Here is a 17424-nt window from a genome sequence, read left to right on the forward strand (position 1 = left end):
GGCCTCCGCCTAATCCGGCCCAAACCCCGGGCTCGTCGGGCTGCCGTCGTCGAGCCTGGATAGCCACTCGACCAGCGTCGGGCGATAGCGGGTCAGGCCCTTATAGGTGGCGAGCTCTTCGGGCAGGTCGCGGATGACGCGGTGGAGGCGGCGCGCCCATTTCGGCTGCGTGACCAGCTCGTCCATCTTGATCAGGTAGCAGCGGATCGGGAAGACGATGGCGTTGGAACGCGGCAGCCGCCAGAAGCTTTGCAGCTCGACGCGCAGATGCACCTTCTGGCCGACATTCTCCGGCGTGACCGTGGCGCGGTCTGGACCCCATTTGTGATAGTTCTCGGGGCTGGTGTCGAGGCGCGGATTGATGGTCATCGTCCAGTTGAGGCGCCGTGCCGGCTTGCCCTGCTGGATGTTGGTGAGGAATTTCAGCGCGCGTGTGAAAATGCCCTTCTCATGCGCCAGCGGCACCGGCGCGTGCCATTCGAAGAAATTCATGCCGATGTCGAAGTCGAGCGACCAGTCGGCCTGAGTGGTGACCATGCCGGCATCCATCCACAAATTGCCGTCGCGCTGGTCGAGAATGCAGAAATCGCCCTGGCTCTGGCGGGTGATGTATTCCATCGGCCCGTAGGGCAGCGTCGAGGTGTCGCCGAAGGTGAAGGTGTCGTCGATGCCGAGCGGCCGGTTGATCCAGCGCCAGCGATCGCCGTTTCGCTCCAGTGTGAAATGCTCGGGGTAGCCGAGCGCCTGCTGCTCCATCAGAAGCTCGAGCAGGTCCCAGCCGGCCAGCGTCATGTGCGGTAGCGACTGGCAGCGCAGCGGATCCTCGGCCAGCACCAGCGCGCGGTCTTGCATCTCGGCGACATAGTGCTCGTCGACGTCGATCAGGTTCTCGAGCACGCTGCCTTTCGGCCCGACCACATGCGGCTCGATGTTGACTGCGTACATGTAGGAGTCTTCGTTGAACGGGAAGGGAAAGCGCCGGATATGCTCCGGGCTATTCCTGAAGGTGTAGTCGTCGCGAAACGTTTCCTTGCGAAAGGTGATGCCCATTGACGCCTCCTATCTTTCCAGGACCAGCGACTTGCCCTCGAAGCGCGAGACGCAAGGCATGATCTTGCAGCCGGAACGATGGTCTTCCTCGCTCAGCCAGTGATCGTTGTGGATGAATTTGCCGTCGGAGGAGATCACATTGGTCTCGCACTGGCCGCAAACGCCGCCGCGGCAGAGATAGGGCGGGTCGACGCCAGCGGCTTCGATCGCCTCGAGCAGGCTCTGCTGCTCGCCGACGCGGATCGTCTTGCCGCTGACGGCTAAGGTCACGTCGAACGGCGCGCCGGGCTGCGGGGCCGCGAAATGCTCGAAATGCACGGTCTCCGGCGGCCATCCGAGGCTAGCCGCGCGGTCACGCACCCAGTTGATCATGCCGGCCGGGCCGCAGACATAGAGATGCGTGCCGAGCGGCTGCGAGGACAAGAGCCGGTCGAGGTCGATGCGCTCCTCGCGGTCGTCGTGGTAGAGCCTGACCCGGTTGCCATAGCGCTGCTGCAAGACATCGGCATAGGTGCCCAGCGAAGCCGTGCGGCAGGTGTAGTGCAATTCGAAATTGCCGCTGGCGCCTGCCAGCTGCGACATCTGCGCCATGAAAGGCGTGATGCCGATGCCGCCGGCCAGCATCAGGTGCTTCTTCGCCCTGAGATCCAGCGAAAACAGATTGACCGGATAGCTGATCACCATCCCCAAGCCGGGCTTGACCTGCCGGTGCATGAACAGCGAGCCGCCGCGGCCGGCATCATCTCGGCGCACCGAGATCGTGTATTCGCGCGTGTCGAGCGGCGAGCCCATCAGCGAATAGGGATTGAGCCTGGTGCGGTCGCCGTCGCGCATCTCGACCACGACATGGGCGCCGCCGGAAAAGGTCGGCAGCAGCTCGCCGTCGCGGCGGCGGAAATGAAAACGCGTGACCAGCTCGTTGACGGGAACGACGTCGCTGACGACGACGTCGAGCTTGGTGGTGCCGGTGCTCATCGGAAAATGTCCTCCATGGGAGGACTCTCTGAGCGATCCTCGGCGTTGATGCACACGCCCTGGAATGCGGCGAGACGCCGCGAATAGTGATCGCGCACCAGAAGCAGCAGCCCGCAATGTGAGCATAGCGCCGGCTGCGTCGTCACGTTCTCGGTGATGCCCTTGCAGTGCACGCATTGCACGCGGCGCGCCAGCGAGCCGCGATGCTCGGTCTCGATGGAGGTGTGGTCGATGCCGGCTTCGAGCGCCACCTGCATGGCCTGGCCGATCAGGCCCTCGGTGCCGGCAAGATAAAGGCGCAGCCCCATATGGGCGTTGGTCAGCATCTGCTTGAGCCGCGGCAAGAGGCTGGCGAAGGAAGGCGCAATATGGAGTTGCGCGGGCTTCAGCGCTTCGAAAGCCGCCACGTGCTTGCCCTCGGGTCCCGGAATAAAGACGATTTCCGCGCCGTCGAAAAAGCCGAGCGGCGCCTTGTTGCCCATGTCGGTAATCGCCAGCGCGCCTTCCGCGTCAGCGATGAAGAGATGATGCTTGCCAGGCTGCGGAGAGAGCGTTCCGTAAACCGGCCGGCTGATGATCGTCTTGGCTGCCATTCTTCCTTAGATCAGTTGGAGCATGATCTTTTTCGAAAACCGGTTCCCACTTTTCGGAATCATGCTCTAGTGCCTCGAAATCCCTCCCCGCTGATGATGCCTCAACCCTTGGCGGTGCGCTTGGTCTTCTTCGGATCATCGAACGGCAAGGGCTGCGCCGTCGCCTTGATGGAGCCGCTCCGGTTGCGAATCTCGAGCTTGGTGTCCTTGACCGCGCAGTCGACGTCGAGACGGGCGATGCCCATCGATTTCTCGACCAGCGGCGAATACATGGCGCAGGTCACCACGCCGACCTTTTTGCCGTCGCGGTAGACGGGCGCGCCCTCGTCCGCCGGCTCCTTGCCGTCGAGCAGCACGCCATAGATCTTGAAGCGCTCCTTGCCCTTCAGCCGATAATGCTCCTCGGCGCCGCGGAAGCCGGTCTTGCCGGGGCTGACGGTGAAGTCGAGGCCGAGCTCCCACAGCGTGTCGCCGGGACCTTCGTTCTCGAATGGATATTTCTGGGAATTGTCGTAGGGGTAGAAGAGCAGGTAGCTCTCGACGCGCAGCATGTCGAGCGTGGTGAAGCGGCAGGGAATGATGCCGGCGCTTTTGCCCTCCTCGAGGATCTTGTCCCAGATCGTGCCAGCATCCTGGCCGCGGCAGAAGATCTCGTAGCCGCGCTCGCCGGTGTAGCCGGTGCGCGAGATCATCACCGGAAAGCCGAAGAGCTGCGTCTGCATGTGATGGAAATAATTGAGGTCGCGGATGCCCGGCACATGCTTGGCGAGATAGTCGACCGCAGTCGGGCCTTGCAGCGAAAGGTCGTGCAGATTGTCGTCGAAGCGCAGCGAAACATCGCGGCCCGTCGCCGTCCGCTGCAGTTCCTCATGGCCGGTGCCGGAGCCGTGCACGACCATCCACGAGTTCGGGCTGATGCGATAGAGGATGCAGTCGTCGGTGAACTTGCCGGCCTCGTTCAGCATGCAGGCATAGGCCGACTTGCCGGGATAGATCTTTTCCACGTCGCGCGTCGTGGCGAGGTCGATCAGATGCGAGGCATGCGGCCCGGTGATGTGGACCTTCTTCAGGCCGGAGACGTCCATCAGCCCGGCCTTCGTGCGGATCGCGATATATTCCTCGTCGGCATCCTTGTCGTAGGTCCAGGCGGTGCCCATGCCGCTCCAGTCCTCGAGTTTCGAGCCGAGCGCGCGATGGCGATCCGCCAGGGTCGAGAATCTCCAGGATGCCGTCATCCGATCGTCCTCCGTCGATTTAAGCCGTTGCTGTTCCCTGCTCCTGCTTGGTGGCGGAGCTTGCTCGAATATTGACCGCAAACGACGGAGCCCTGCAATCCCCTTGAAGCAAATAATTTCATTGTCAGGCAAATTTCTTGCCTGGGGACAAACGGTTTGCGATGCGTAAATCCGGCTTGACAATTTCGGGAATCGGGCAGAATTTATGAAAAAAATTTCACTCTGTTGAAAGAGTGGACGCCCGGTCTTTTCAGGGCCGGACGTCGCCAGAAGGGGAAAAAACGATGTCCGACCTGCAGCAGCGCATCGAGGCGCTGTACCGTTCCGACGTGCGCGGATCCGTGCTCCTGATCGTTTGCCTGTGGGCGACGATCCTCTTTGTCCTCCTGATGACATGGCCATACATTCCGCACAGCGGCATCAAGCTCGTGGTGGCGGTTGCAGCCGCCGCGGTGCTGATCTTCAACACCGCCGCGATCCTCGCCATGCTCAACCACTACAAGGAAGACAAGGACTTCATCTACGGGCTCGACATCAAGAACGCCGACGCGGCCCGCAACCGTCAATCCTGAAGGGGGAAACCATGGCCCGCTATATCCCGCCGGAGCAGAACAAGGCCGGACAGATCCTCGACATCGCGGTCGTGGTCGTCGCTATCTTCGTGGCGCTCTGGCTGCCGCTCAAGCTCGGCCTCGCCGGGGCGGCGAAGTCGATCGACCCGCTCGACGCCAAGACCTGGGACGCGCTCGGCCAGAACGCCACCATGGCCTCCATCTGGGAGAAGCTCGGCTACACGCCGGAGACGGCGCATGACATCATCCAGAACCGCTTCCACTACATCATCGACTGGCCGACGCTGATCATCATGGCGATCGTGCTGATCGCCTATTTCGTCTTCCTGTTCCGCGCCTCCGACAAGGAATATCGCGAGGTCATCAACGAGAAGTTCAACGACAAATAGGCTTCGGCGACAAAGAAACTTTTGACGACCAAAGAGACTTTTGACGACAAGAGACCGGGGAAAACATCATGTGGATGGGACTGTCTTACGTTTGCTGGGGCATCTCGGTCGTGCTTGCGGCGTGGATGCTCTACGACTGGTTCAAGGTCGATACGACCTATTCCGAGGAGACTTTGACGTCTTCCCGTGAGGGTGAGCTTGAAGCCGTTTCCGAAAAACACCGGATCTGAGTGGGGACTGATATGACGGCTGCGGTTGAAACGGGACAAACGACGACAATCCAAGGCGATAGGGTCTCGCTGCTTCGGGTGCTCGGCCCGGCGCATGTGTGGGCACTCGGCGTCGGCATCGTGCTGGTCGGCGAGTTCACCGGCTGGAATTTCTCCGCCGACAAGGGCGGCGCGCTCGCCGCGCTGATCGTCTGCTGGGTCGTCGGACTGCTCTACACCTCGGTCGCCATGATCGATTCGGAGGTGACGTCCACCGTCGCGGCCGCCGGCGGCCAATATGCGCAGGCCAAGCATATCGTCGGACCGCTGATGGCCTTCAACGTCGCGCTGTTCCTGGTGTTTGCCTACACCATGCTCGAAGTGTCGGACGCGATCCTGCTCGGCGACACGATCGTCGCCAAGGCCGGCATCGAGGGGCTGACGCACAATTCCTTCATCGCCGCCACGATCGTGGTGCTCGCCTGGCTCAATTATCGCGGCGTGCTGATGACGCTCAACGTCAATTTCGTCATCACCGCGATCGCCTATGTCTCGATCGTGATCCTGTTCTTCTTCGTCAGCCCGTGGACGCAAGGCGCGGTTCTGAAGCTCAACGAGCTGGTCACCCCCGGCAACGCGCTGCCCTATGGCTGGATCGGCGTCATCGCCGCCTTCCAGTTCGGCATCTGGTATTATCTCGGCATCGAGGGCACCACCCAGGCAGCCGAGGAAGTGCGCTCGCCGGCGCGCTCCCTGCCCTACGGCACCATGGCCGGAATGATCACGCTTTTGATCGCCGCCGCGATGACCTGGTATGTCTGCGCCTCGCTGATGCCCTGGGAATATCTCGGCATCACCTATTACCCGCTGTGGGACGCCGGCAAGCTGACGGGCAGCCCGCTGCTCGAAAACCTGCTCTTCATCGCGACGCTGCTGGCAGCGCTCGCCTCGGCCAATGGCTGCATCAACGACGCGGCGCGCGCCTGGTTCTCGCTCGGCCGCGACCGCTATCTGCCGAGCTGGTTCTCGGCGGTGCATCCGAAATACCGCACGCCCTATCGCTCGATCCTGTTCCTGCTGCCGATCGCGCTGGCCTTCGCCTTCATCGCCGACCTCAACCAGGCGATCACCTTCTCGATCCTGTCGGGCGTGCTGCAATACACCTTCATGAGCATCAACATCATGATGTTCCGCAAGAAGTGGCCATTAGGCACGATCCGCCGCGGCTACACGCACCCCTTTCATCCGCTGCCGGCGATCGTGCTGTTCTGCCTGTGCATGGTGACGTTCTTCGCCATCTTCCTCGGCTTCGGCTCACAGCTGATCGCGATGACGGTCTTCTATTTCCTGATCTCGCTTTGGTTCCACTTCTACCGCTACAAGTTCGTGCGGCGCGGCGACCAGTTCTCCATGCCGTGGCCGAAGCCGCAGGGTTATTGAGTGGAGTAAGGCCCGCCTGTTCACGGCGGGCCGTGGCGTGTCGAAATGTCGGAACTGACGTCAGTACTGCTTGCCGGGGCGATCGCATTGGCCGTCGCCGCTCACATTGCCTGGCTGGCGCGGGCCGGCCGCAACAGGGCGAAGGCGGCTTTGGCCGCCGATATGGCGAGCATCCGCAGCGTCGTTGCGGATGCCGCAGACATTTCCGACGGCACGGCCGGCGTCGTCACCTGGGTCGGTTGCTGGAACGGCCAGCACGTTCAGCTGCGCACCATCATTGACACGCTGGCGACACGAAAGCTGCCGACGCGCTGGCTCAGCGTTTCGATCACCGAGCCGGTCTCGGTGCCGGGTGTCTTCGACATGATGATGCGGCCGAATTCGGCGACGACATTCTCCAACTTCGATCATCTGCCGCACACGCTGCCAAAGGTGCTCGGCTTTCCCGCCGACGCGGTGCTCAGGACGGACCGCAGAGGCGTCGCCTTCCCGCAGGATCTGATCGCCGCGCATACAGGCATCTTTGCCGCAAGCCGCGCCAAGGAATTGCTGATCACGCCGAAGGGCATGCGCATCGTGTGGCTGCTGGCCGAGGCCGAGCGCGCACGCTACGGCGTGTTCCGGCAGGCCGCCTTCGGCGATGCCGGGATCGATCCGGCGTTGATCGAACGGCTGCTCGAGGCAACCTCGACGCTTCGCCAAGCCATCAACCGGCGTGAAAGGCGGGCCGCATGAGCGACGAAACCGCCACCCCTGCTCCCGTGAATCCCTATCTCGTGCTCGGCGCCGCGATCGTCTTGCCGGCAAGCGGCCATGTCATGCTCGGCATGCCGGCGCGCGGCCTGCAGTTCCTGTTCTTCATGGTGATCCTTGGCTGGATAACGATGAAGCTGGCGCCAGCCGACGCCAGCTTCATCGGGCGCCATGCCGGCGGCTTCCTGATCTATGCCTTCTCTATCCTCGACGCCTACCGGATTGCGCGTATCCGCCATGCGATCTGGGTTCACAAGGCGCGCCCGGACGGCGATAGTGCCAAGGGCAATGCGCCGTCTAATATGTAATCACAGGAAAATTTCTTTCATACCAATTGAATTCGGCTCACTCATTGGGTACATCATCTGAGAGCCAAAAAACGTTGGAGGCTGGCATGTGCGGAATCGTCGGACTTTTCTTGAAGGACAAGGCGCTGGAGCCGAAGCTCGGCGCCATGCTGTCAGAGATGCTGGTGTCGCTCAGCGACCGCGGACCGGACAGCGCCGGCATCGCCATCTACGGCGCGGGCACCGGCAATGAAGCCAAGATCACCGTGCAGTCGCCGAAGCCCGATCGCGATTTTCGCGGCCTCGACGCCGAACTTGCCAAGGCGATCAGCGCACCGGTGAGCATCGCCGTGAAATCGACGCATGCGGTGATCCGGACCACGCCGGACAAGGTTGACGTCGCGCGCGAGGCGCTGCAGACGCTCCGGCCCGACATCCGCATCATGGGCGCCGGCGAAGCGGTGGAGATCTATAAGGAAGTCGGCCTGCCCGAAGCCGTCGTCGATCGCTTCGACGTACGCGCGATGACCGGCACGCATGGCATCGGCCACACCCGCATGGCGACCGAATCGGCGGTGACGACGATGGGCGCGCATCCGTTCTCGACCGGCGCCGACCAGTGCCTGGTGCATAATGGCTCGCTCTCCAATCACAACAATGTACGCCGCGAGCTGATCCGCGATGGCATGACCTTCGAGACCGAGAACGACACCGAGGTGGCCGCTGCCTATCTCTCCAACCGGATGGCGCATGGTAAGAATCTCGGTGAGGCGCTGGAAGGCACGCTCTCCGACCTCGACGGCTTCTTCACCTTCGTCGTCGGCACCAAGAACGGCTTCGGCGTGGTGCGCGATCCGATCGCCTGCAAGCCGGCCGTGATGGCCGAGACCGACCAGTATGTCGCCTTCGGCTCCGAATATCGCGCGCTGACCAAGCTTCCCGGCATCGACAATGCGCGGGTCTGGGAGCCCGAGCCCGCAACCGTTTATTTCTGGGAGCATTGAGCTCATGCCGGCAACCCCGATGTCGAAAGCCGAGCGCGAGCAAGGCCATGCCCATAGTCAGGCATCACGCGTCTTCGACTTGTCCGAACATTCGCTGCGCGAATTGAACCAGGCGCTGCACAGCCTTACACCCGGCTCGAACGAGACCGCCTGGGAAGTGCTCAATCCGAAGGGCAGCCATTCGGTCGCCGTCGGCGTCGATCAACCGATCACCATCCATGTGCGCGGCAGCGTCGGCTATTACTGCGCCGGCATGAATGATGGGGCCGCGATTACCGTGCATGGCTCGGCCGGCCCCGGCGTCGGCGAGAACATGATGTCGGGCTCGATCGTCATCAAAGGCGACGCCAGCCAGTATGCCGGCGCCACAGGCCGCGGCGGCTTGCTGGTCATCGAGGGCAATGCCTCGTCGCGTTGCGGCATTTCGATGAAGGGTATCGACATCGTCGTGCATGGCAATATCGGCCACATGTCGGCCTTCATGGCGCAGTCCGGCAACCTCGTGGTGCTGGGCGACGCCGGCGATGCGCTGGGCGATTCCATCTACGAGGCGCGGCTCTTCGTGCGCGGCAAGGTCGAGAGCCTCGGCGCCGACTGCATCGCCAAGGAGATGCGGCCCGAGCATATCGAATTGCTGCAGGCCCTGCTCGCCAAGGCCGGCGTGACCGGCGTCAAGGCGTCGGAGTTCAAGCGCTACGGCTCGGCCCGTAAACTCTACAATTTCAACATCGATAACGCCGACGCGTATTGAGGCAAGATGACCTACCGCAACCCGCCGACGACGCCGCGCAAATCCGCGACCTTCGACGACTACACGCTTTCCGAAATCCGCCGCGCGGCCGCGACCGGCATCTATGACATCCGCGGCGCCGGCGCCAAGCGCAAGCTGCCGCATTTCGACGACCTGCTGTTCCTCGGCGCTTCGATCTCGCGCTATCCGCTCGAAGGCTATCGAGAGCGCTGCGACACCTCGGTGGTGCTCGGCTCGCGCCACGCCAGGAAGCCGATCGAGCTGAAGATCCCGATCACAATCGCCGGCATGAGTTTTGGATCGCTCTCCGGCCCGGCAAAGGAGGCACTCGGACGCGGCGCCACGCTGTCCGGCACCTCGACCACCACCGGTGACGGCGGCATGACCGAGGAAGAGCGTGGGCATTCCAAGACGCTGGTCTATCAGTACTTGCCCTCGCGCTACGGCATGAATCCGCGCGACCTGCGCCGCGCCGACGCCATCGAAGTGGTCGTCGGCCAGGGCGCCAAGCCCGGCGGCGGCGGCATGCTGCTCGGACAGAAGATCTCCGACCGCGTCGCTGAGATGCGCACGCTGCCCAAGGGTATCGACCAGCGCTCGGCCTCGCGTCATCCTGATTGGACGGGGCCGGACGATCTCGAGATCAAGATCCTCGAGCTGCGCGAGATCACCGACTGGGAAAAGCCGATCTACGTCAAGGTCGGCGGCGCGCGCCCCTACTATGACACGGCACTTGCGGTGAAGGCCGGCGCTGACGTCGTCGTGGTCGACGGCATGCAGGGCGGCACCGCTGCCACCCAGGAAGTGTTCATCGAGAATGTCGGCCAGCCGACGCTTGCCTGCATCAGGCCGGCGGTGCAGGCGCTGCAGGACCTCGGCATGCACCGCAAGGTGCAGCTCATCGTTTCCGGTGGCATCCGCAACGGCGCCGATGTCGCCAAGGCGCTGGCGCTCGGCGTCGACGCGGTGTCGATCGGCACGGCGGCGCTCGTCGCGCTTGGCGACAACGATCCACGCTGGGAGGCTGACTACAATGCGCTCGGCACCACGGCCGGCGCCTATGACGACTGGCACGAGGGCCGCGACCCGGCCGGCATCACCACGCAGGACCCCGAATTGATGAAGCGGGTCGACCCGATCGCGGCCGGACGGCGCCTGGCAAACTACCTCAAGGTGATGACGCTCGAAGCGCAAACAATTGCCCGCGCCTGCGGCAAGAACAGCCTGCACAATCTCGAGCCCGAGGATCTCGTCGCGCTCTCGATCGAAGCCGCCGCAATGGCCGGCGTGCCTTTGGCCGGCACCAACTGGATACCGGGGAAGAACGGCTTCTAGGACAAAATCCAAGACACATAAGCGAGGAACTACATAATGGGGAACGATCTCGCCGCATTCGCCAAGGAGAACGGCGTCAAATATTTCATGATCTCCTACACCGACCTGTTCAGCGGGCAGCGTGCCAAGCTGGTGCCGGCGCAGGCGATCGCCGACATGCAGAAGGACGGTGCAGGATTCGCCGGCTTCGCGACATGGCTCGACCTGACGCCGGCGCATCCCGACATGCTGGCGGTGCCGGATCCGGCTTCGGTCATCCAACTCCCGTGGAAGAAGGACGTCGCCTGGGTAGCCGCCAACTGCATCATGGACGACAAGGAGGTGAATCAGGCGCCGCGCAACACGTTGAAGCGGCTGATCGACGAAGCCGCCCGCGACGGCATGCATGTCAAGACCGGCGTCGAGGCCGAGTTCTTCCTGATCTCGCCCGACGGCAAGGCGATCTCCGACGAATATGATACAGCCTCGAAACCCTGCTACGACCAGCAGGCGGTGATGCGGCGCTACGACGTCATCGCCGAAATCTGCGACCATATGCTGGCGTTGGGCTGGGGCCCGTACCAGAACGACCACGAGGACGCCAACGGCCAGTTCGAGATGAACTGGACCTTCGATCACGCGCTGGCGACCGCCGACAAGCACTCCTTCTTCAAGTTCATGGTCAAGTCTATCGCCGAAAAGCATGGCCTGCGCGCGACGTTCATGCCCAAGCCCTTCCAAGGCCTGACCGGCAATGGCTGCCATGCGCACATCTCGGTGTGGGACGAGACCGGCAAGACCAATGTCTTTGCCGACAATTCGCAAGAGCTCGGCCTGTCGGCCAAGGGCAGGAACTTCCTCGGCGGCATCATGAAGCATGCCTCCGCGCTTGCCGCGATCACCAATCCGACGGTGAATTCCTACAAGCGCATCAACGCGCCGCGCACCATTTCGGGCGCCACCTGGGCGCCAAACACAGTGACCTGGACCGGCAACAACCGCACGCACATGGTGCGCGTGCCCGGGCCCGGCCGTTTCGAATTGCGCCTGCCCGACGGTGCCGCCAATCCCTACCTCCTGCAGGCCGTCATCATCGCCGCCGGCCTCGACGGCATCCGCTCGAAGGCCGACCCCGGCAAGCGCTACGACATCGACATGTACCAGCTCGGCCACACTGTGACGGATGCGCCGAAACTGCCGCTCAACCTGCTCGATGCGCTGCGCGAGTTCGACAAGGATAAATCGTTGAAGGCGGCGCTGGGTGAGGAATTTTCGTCGGCATATCTAAAGCTGAAGCAGCAGGAATGGAATTCCTATGCTTCGCACTTCACGCAGTGGGAGCGCGACCACACGCTGGATATCTGATATCTCGGCGGTGCGAGCGACCTCGGAATGAACTGATGAAATATTCGATCTTCTCGCTCGCCCGCGCCGCCCTTTCCGGCCACAAGAACTGGCAGCCGACCTGGCGCGACGCAGCGCCCAAGGACCGCTATGACGTGGTGATCATCGGCGGCGGCGGCCATGGCCTCGCTACCGCCTGGTTCCTCGCCAGCGAGTTCGGCATCCGCAATGTCGCGGTGCTGGAAAAAGGGTGGATCGGCTCCGGCAATGCCGGTCGCAACACCACCATCATCCGCTCCAATTACGGGCTCCCCGGCAACACCGGCTTCTACGAATTGTCGATGAAGCTGTGGGAGACGATGGAGCAGGACCTCAACTACAACGCGATGGTCAGCCAGCGCGGCGTGCTCAACCTCTATCACTCCGACGCGCAGCGCGATGCTTTCGCCCGGCGCGGCAACACCATGCGCATCAACGGCATCGATGCGGAGCTGCTCGACCAGGCGGCGCTCAGGAAAATGCTGCCGTTCCTGAATTTCGACAATGCGCGTTTCCCCGTGCAAGGCGGACTGCTGCAAGGCCGTGGTGGCACCGCACGGCACGACGCTGTGGTCTGGGGCTACGCGCACGCGGCGAGCGAACTCGGCGTCGACATCATCCAGAATTGCGAGGTTACCGGCTTCATGCGCGAGGCCAACGGCAAGGTGACCGGCGTCGAGACGTCGCGCGGCAAGATCGGCGCCGGCAAGGTCGGCATGGCGGTGGCGGGCTCCTCGTCGCGCGTGGCGGCCATGGCGGGGCTGCGGCTGCCGATCGAAAGCCATGTGCTGCAGGCCTTCGTCTCCGAAGCGATCAAGCCGCTGATCCCCGGGGTCATGACCTTCGGCGCCGGACACTTCTATGTCAGCCAGTCGGACAAGGGCGGGCTGGTCTTCGGCGGCGACATCGACGGCTACAATTCCTACGCCCAGCGCGGCAATCTGCCGGTGGTGGAGGATGTCTGCGAAGGCGGCATGGCGCTGATCCCGATGATCGGTCGCGTGCGGCTCTTACGCCAGTGGGGCGGCATCATGGACATGTCGATGGACGGCTCGCCGATCATCGACAAGAGCCCGGTCGACGGTCTCTACATCAATGCCGGCTGGTGCTATGGCGGCTTCAAGGCGACGCCCGGCTCGGGCTTCGTCTTCGCCCACCTCATCGCCCGCGATCAATCGCACAAGGAAGCCGCGCTTTTCCGCCTCGACCGTTTCCAGCGCGGCGCCATGATCGACGAGAAGGGCCAGGGCGCCCAACCGAACCTCCATTAGGGATAGAGCGAATGTTATCCAAAAACCGCTTCACACTTTTTGGCATCATGCTCTGAAGACCCAGCCATGCGCATAGTCTGTCCCTTCTGCGGCGAACGCGAACTCGGCGAGTTCACCTTTCTCGGCGATGCAAAGCCGCAACGCCCGGCGGCCGATGCCGGCGAAGACGCGGTCTACGACTACGTCTATCTGCGCGACAATATCGCCGGCCCGATGAGCGAGCACTGGTACCACGGCGGCGGCTGCCGGGCCTGGCTGAAGGTCACCCGCAACACGCTGACGCATGAGATTTCGGCCGTGGAGCCGGCGGCGGGCGCCGGCGCCGCCGAGGTTGGTGCGTGATGCGCGGCGATCAGGCAAACCGGCTGAATAATGGCGGTCTGATCGACCGCTCGGCACCGCTCAGCTTTCGCTTCGACGGCAAGACGTTCTCGGGTTTCAAGGGCGACACGCTGGCTTCCGCGCTGGTCGCCAACGGCGTCAAGCTCGTCGGCCGCTCGTTCAAATATCATCGCCCGCGCGGCATCCTGACCGCGGGCTCGGAAGAGCCGAATGCGCTGGTCGAATTGCGCAGCGGCGCAAGGCGCGAGCCAAACACAAAAGCGACAACGGCCGAGCTTTATGACGGCCTCGAAGCCGCCAGCCAGAACCGCTGGCCGTCGCTCAATTTCGACGTCATGTCGATCAACCAGCTGTTCGCGCCGATCTTCGTCGCCGGCTTCTACTACAAAACCTTCATGTGGCCGGCGAAGTTCTGGGAAGCGATCTACGAACCGGCGATCCGCCGCGCCGCAGGTCTCGGCCGCGCTGCAGGCGTTTCCGACCCCGATCACTACGACAAGGCATGGGCCCATTGCGACGTGGTGATCGCCGGTTCCGGACCGGCCGGTCTCGCCGCAGCCCTTGCCGCGGGTCGCAGCGGCGCGCGCGTCATCCTGTGCGAGGAGGATTTTGCCCTTGGCGGCCGCCTGCTCGCCGATGGCGGCACCATCGACGGTCTGCCGGCATCCGAATGGATCGCGCGCACCGTCGCCGAGCTTTCGGCGATGCTCGATGTGCGCATCATGACGCGCACGACTTTGTTCGGTGTCTATGACGGCGGCACCTATGGCGCGATCGAGCGTGTCAACGACCACCTGCCGGTGCCGCCGAAGCATCAGGTGCGCCAGCGGCTGTGGCGGATCGTGGCCAAGCGCTGCGTCGTCGCGGCCGGCGCGATCGAACGTCCGATCGTCTTTGCCGGCAACGACACGCCCGGCGTGATGATGGCGTCGGCCATGCGCAGCTACATCAACCGCTACGCAGCCACGCCGGCGAGGCGCATCGCGCTGTTCACCAACAATGAGGATGGCTGGCGCACAGCGGAAACGGCGATCGCCACCGGACTGCAGGTGGCCGCCGTGATCGACGCGCGGCCGGACGTTTCGCCGGCGCATCGGGCGTTTGCCGGCAAAGGTGGCTTTCCGGTGCTGCAAGGCGCTGTCGCCGGCGTCGACGGCGGCAAGGGCGGCGTGCGCAAGATTTCCGTCTCGCTGACCGGCGGCGCGCGCGCCGAGGTCGAGGCCGACGGGCTTGCCGTCTCGGGCGGCTGGAACCCGGCGGTCGGCCTCACCTCCTACCATCGCGGCAGGCCGAAATGGCGTGACGACATTGCCGCCTTCGTGCCGGACGGCGCGCCGCCCGGCGTGATGGCGGCAGGTGCTGCCAACGGCGCATTCGGACTTGGCGCCTGCCTGCGCGAAGGGTTTGAAGCCGGCGCTGCCGCAGCACGCGACGCCGGCCGCAGCGGCAATATCGGATCGATGCCGGTCGCCGACGACGAGGCCTTTTCGCTCACTCCGCTCTGGCATGTCGCCGGCAAGGGCAAGGCCTTCGTCGACCAGCAGCACGACGTCACCGCGTCCGATGTCGAGTTGGCGCAGCGCGAGGGTTTTGAATCGGTCGAGCATCTGAAGCGCTACACGACGCTCGGCATGGCGACCGACCAGGGCAAGACGTCCAACGTCGCCGGCCTCGCCAACATGGCGGCGGTCAGCGGCAAATCCATTCCCGAGACCGGCACGACGATTTACCGGCCGCCTTATGTTCCGGTCGCCATCGGCGCCTTCGCCGGCCATCACCGCGACGAGAATTTCCATGCGACCCGGCTGACGCCCTCGCATCATTGGGCGGCCGAACAGGGCGCCATCTTCGTCGACACCGGCCTGTGGAAGCGCGCGCAGTGGTACCCCCGCGCGGGCGAGAAGGACTGGCTGGAATCGGTCACCCGCGAGGTCAAGGCGGTGCGCAGCGGCGTCGGCTTCTGCGATGTCTCGACGCTCGGCAAGATCGACGTGCACGGCCCCGACGCAGGCATCTTCCTCGACCGCGTCTATATCAACGCCTTCTCCAGCCTTGCCGTGGGCAAGGCGCGCTACGGGCTAATGCTGCGCGAAGACGGCATCGTCTATGATGACGGCACGACTTCGCGGCTGGCCGAGGACCATTACTTCCTCACCACCACGACGGCGAAGGCCGGACTGGTGATGCAGCATCTGGAATTCTGCCGCCAGGTGCTGTTTCCCGAGCTCGACGTGCAACTGACCTCGGTCTCCGACCAGTGGGCGCAGTTCTCGATCGCCGGACCGAAGACGCGTGACCTGCTCAAGGAGATCGTCGATCCGTCCGAGGACCTGTCGAACGAAGGTTTCCCTTTCATGGGCGCGCGCGAGGTCAAGCTGCGCGGCGGTCTGAAGGCAAGGCTGTTCCGCATCTCCTTCTCCGGCGAGATGGCGTTCGAGATTTCGGTGCCGGCGCGCTATGGCGAGGCCACGGCGCGCAATCTGATGATTGCCGGCAAGCCGTTCGGCGTCACGCCTTACGGCACCGAGGCGCTCGGCGTGATGCGCATCGAAAAAGGCCATGTTGCCGGGCCGGAGCTCAACGGCACCACCACCGCGGGCGATCTCGGCCTCGGCAAGATGATGTCGACCAAGAAGGATTTCATCGGCCGCGTCATGGCCGGACGCGAGGCGCTCACCGCGCCGAACCGGCAAGTGGTCGTCGGCATCAAGCCCACCGACAAGGCGCGCCGCCTGCGTTCCGGCGCGCATATCATCCCGAAAGGCGAGACACCTGGCCCCGGCAACGACCAGGGCTATGTCACCTCGGTCTGCTTCTCGCCGGTGCTCGACCAGTGGATCGGGCTCGGCCTTGTCGAGCGCGGGCGCGAGCGCATCGGCGAGATCGTGCGCGCGCACGACCCGCTGCGCGGCGAGGACTACGATGTCGAGCTCTGCAATTCCGTCTTCTACGATCCGGATGGAGGGCGCCAGCGTGGCTGATTTTTCCTGGGACATCCGCAGCCCGCTCGACCGTGCGCTGGTCGCTGGCCCTTATGGCGCGCAAGGCGACGCCGGCGTGTCGCTGACCGAGATCCGCGATTTCGATCTCGTGCAAGTGATGGCGCGGCGCGGCAAGGCGGCCGAGATGGTGAAGGCCGCGCAGGCGCGCTTCGGCATCGCCGCGCCGGAGAGGCCCAAGGCGGTCGGCACTGCCGACGCGACGCTGATCTGGTCGGGGCCCGATCAATTCCTCGTGCTGTCCAAGGGCGGCAGGCACTCGATTGAGGCGCTTGGCTCTGTCTTTGCCGGTTCGGCCTCGCTTTCCGACCAATCGCACGCGAGGGTGCTGATCAGCATATCCGGAGAGAAGGCGCGCGCGACGCTCGCCAAGCTGTCGTCGATCGACCTGCATCCCGATGTGTTTGCCGTGGGTGTCGCGGCGGCCACGTCGGTGGATCATACCAGCGTCACACTCTGGCGCGCCAAGGATCGGGCGGATCGACAGGCGGTGTTCAACCTGCTGGTGTTCGCGACCTTCGCCGAGAGCCTGTGGCATACGATCTTGGGCTCGGCCGCGGAATATGGCGTGACGATTACCCATTCCGAGGAGTTGGCGTAGCAGTGCGCAGGCTCCCCCTTCTCCCCCTGTGGGAGAAGGTGGATCGGCGCGATAGCGCCGAGACGGATGAGGGGTGTTCCAGCGGAGTGAGACGCTGGTTTTCCCTGGAGCACCCCTCATCCGGCCGCTTCGCGGCCCCTTTCTCCCACAAGGGGAGAAGGGGGGCCGGTGCTTGCCAAACGCCATCGCCCTGCTATTCTTGCTGCTAAAATAATTTCACACACAGGCAAACTTGTTTCTCGCTCGGAGGAGGGTT

General features: G+C 63.8%; 18 protein-coding genes. 14 read left to right on the forward strand and 4 right to left on the reverse strand.

Annotation, left to right across the window (positions count from 1 at the left end; translation table 11 throughout):
• Window positions 1–9: 9 nt before the first annotated feature.
• The 4 genes from LB528_RS17305 to LB528_RS17320 all read right to left on the reverse strand — a co-directional run bounded on the left by LB528_RS17305 (window position 10) and on the right by LB528_RS17320 (window position 3853).
• Window positions 10–1050, reverse strand: coding sequence for a heme-dependent oxidative N-demethylase family protein (locus tag LB528_RS17305; RefSeq protein ID WP_224715670.1), 1041 nt, complete (start codon window positions 1048–1050; stop codon window positions 10–12).
• Between the two features lie 9 nt (window positions 1051–1059).
• Complete coding sequence (locus tag LB528_RS17310) at window positions 1060–2025, reverse strand: PDR/VanB family oxidoreductase (RefSeq protein WP_224715671.1); 966 nt, start codon at window positions 2023–2025, stop codon at window positions 1060–1062.
• Window positions 2022–2618 (reverse strand): dimethylamine monooxygenase subunit DmmA family protein, encoded by a 597-nt coding sequence (locus tag LB528_RS17315; protein ID WP_224715672.1) that lies wholly within the window; start codon window positions 2616–2618, stop codon window positions 2022–2024. Before LB528_RS17315 ends, LB528_RS17310 begins: the two co-directional genes overlap by 4 nt.
• A 101-nt stretch (window positions 2619–2719) precedes the next feature.
• Window positions 2720–3853 (reverse strand): aminomethyltransferase family protein, encoded by a 1134-nt coding sequence (locus tag LB528_RS17320; protein WP_224715673.1) that lies wholly within the window; start codon window positions 3851–3853, stop codon window positions 2720–2722.
• Between the two features lie 284 nt (window positions 3854–4137).
• Between LB528_RS17320 and LB528_RS17325 the strand changes: the two genes are divergently transcribed.
• The 14 genes from LB528_RS17325 (at window position 4138) to LB528_RS17390 (ending at window position 17168) form a co-directional block, all read left to right on the forward strand.
• A complete protein-coding gene (locus LB528_RS17325; protein WP_224715674.1) occupies window positions 4138–4425 on the forward strand; it encodes a hypothetical protein in 288 nt (95 codons plus the stop codon).
• Between the two features lie 11 nt (window positions 4426–4436).
• Window positions 4437–4814, forward strand: coding sequence for a hypothetical protein (locus tag LB528_RS17330; RefSeq protein ID WP_224715676.1), 378 nt, complete (start codon window positions 4437–4439; stop codon window positions 4812–4814).
• A gap of 68 nt (window positions 4815–4882) precedes the next feature.
• Window positions 4883–5044: a hypothetical protein gene (locus LB528_RS17335; protein WP_095768770.1), complete on the forward strand. Its 162-nt coding sequence runs from the start codon at window positions 4883–4885 to the stop codon at window positions 5042–5044.
• Between the two features lie 12 nt (window positions 5045–5056).
• Window positions 5057–6463 carry an APC family permease gene (locus LB528_RS17340; protein WP_224715678.1) on the forward strand — a complete coding sequence of 469 codons (1407 nt, stop codon included), beginning with the start codon at window positions 5057–5059 and terminating at the stop codon, window positions 6461–6463.
• 45 nt (window positions 6464–6508) lie between these two features.
• Entirely contained in the window at window positions 6509–7198 is a 690-nt protein-coding gene (locus LB528_RS17345; RefSeq protein WP_224715679.1) for a hypothetical protein, read from the forward strand.
• Window positions 7195–7524, forward strand: coding sequence for a hypothetical protein (locus LB528_RS17350; protein ID WP_224715680.1), 330 nt, complete (start codon window positions 7195–7197; stop codon window positions 7522–7524). The genes LB528_RS17345 and LB528_RS17350 overlap by 4 nt, the downstream gene beginning before the upstream one ends.
• Window positions 7525–7610: 86 nt before the next feature.
• Complete coding sequence (locus tag LB528_RS17355; protein ID WP_224715681.1) at window positions 7611–8507, forward strand: class II glutamine amidotransferase; 897 nt, start codon at window positions 7611–7613, stop codon at window positions 8505–8507.
• Window positions 8508–8526: 19 nt separating this feature from the next.
• Window positions 8527–9258 (forward strand): GXGXG domain-containing protein, encoded by a 732-nt coding sequence (locus LB528_RS17360; protein ID WP_224715745.1) that lies wholly within the window; start codon window positions 8527–8529, stop codon window positions 9256–9258.
• Window positions 9259–9264: 6 nt separating this feature from the next.
• Complete coding sequence (locus tag LB528_RS17365) at window positions 9265–10593, forward strand: FMN-binding glutamate synthase family protein (RefSeq protein WP_140844228.1); 1329 nt, start codon at window positions 9265–9267, stop codon at window positions 10591–10593.
• Between the two features lie 36 nt (window positions 10594–10629).
• Window positions 10630–11937: a type III glutamate--ammonia ligase gene (glnT, locus tag LB528_RS17370; RefSeq protein ID WP_224715682.1), complete on the forward strand. Its 1308-nt coding sequence runs from the start codon at window positions 10630–10632 to the stop codon at window positions 11935–11937.
• Window positions 11938–11972: 35 nt separating this feature from the next.
• Complete coding sequence (locus LB528_RS17375; protein WP_224715683.1) at window positions 11973–13226, forward strand: sarcosine oxidase subunit beta family protein; 1254 nt, start codon at window positions 11973–11975, stop codon at window positions 13224–13226.
• A 66-nt stretch (window positions 13227–13292) separates the two neighbouring features.
• Window positions 13293–13568 carry a sarcosine oxidase subunit delta gene (locus LB528_RS17380; RefSeq protein ID WP_224715684.1) on the forward strand — a complete coding sequence of 92 codons (276 nt, stop codon included), beginning with the start codon at window positions 13293–13295 and terminating at the stop codon, window positions 13566–13568.
• Window positions 13568–16549, forward strand: coding sequence for a sarcosine oxidase subunit alpha (locus LB528_RS17385; protein WP_224715685.1), 2982 nt, complete (start codon window positions 13568–13570; stop codon window positions 16547–16549). Before LB528_RS17380 ends, LB528_RS17385 begins: the two co-directional genes overlap by 1 nt.
• On the forward strand, window positions 16542–17168 hold the full coding sequence (locus LB528_RS17390; protein WP_224715686.1) for a sarcosine oxidase subunit gamma: 627 nt from the start codon (window positions 16542–16544) through the stop codon (window positions 17166–17168). Before LB528_RS17385 ends, LB528_RS17390 begins: the two co-directional genes overlap by 8 nt.
• The last annotated feature ends 256 nt before the right edge of the window (window positions 17169–17424 follow it).

It is taken from the genome of Mesorhizobium sp. CA4 (assembly GCF_020165075.1).
In the GTDB taxonomy this organism is placed as follows: domain Bacteria; phylum Pseudomonadota; class Alphaproteobacteria; order Rhizobiales; family Rhizobiaceae; genus Mesorhizobium.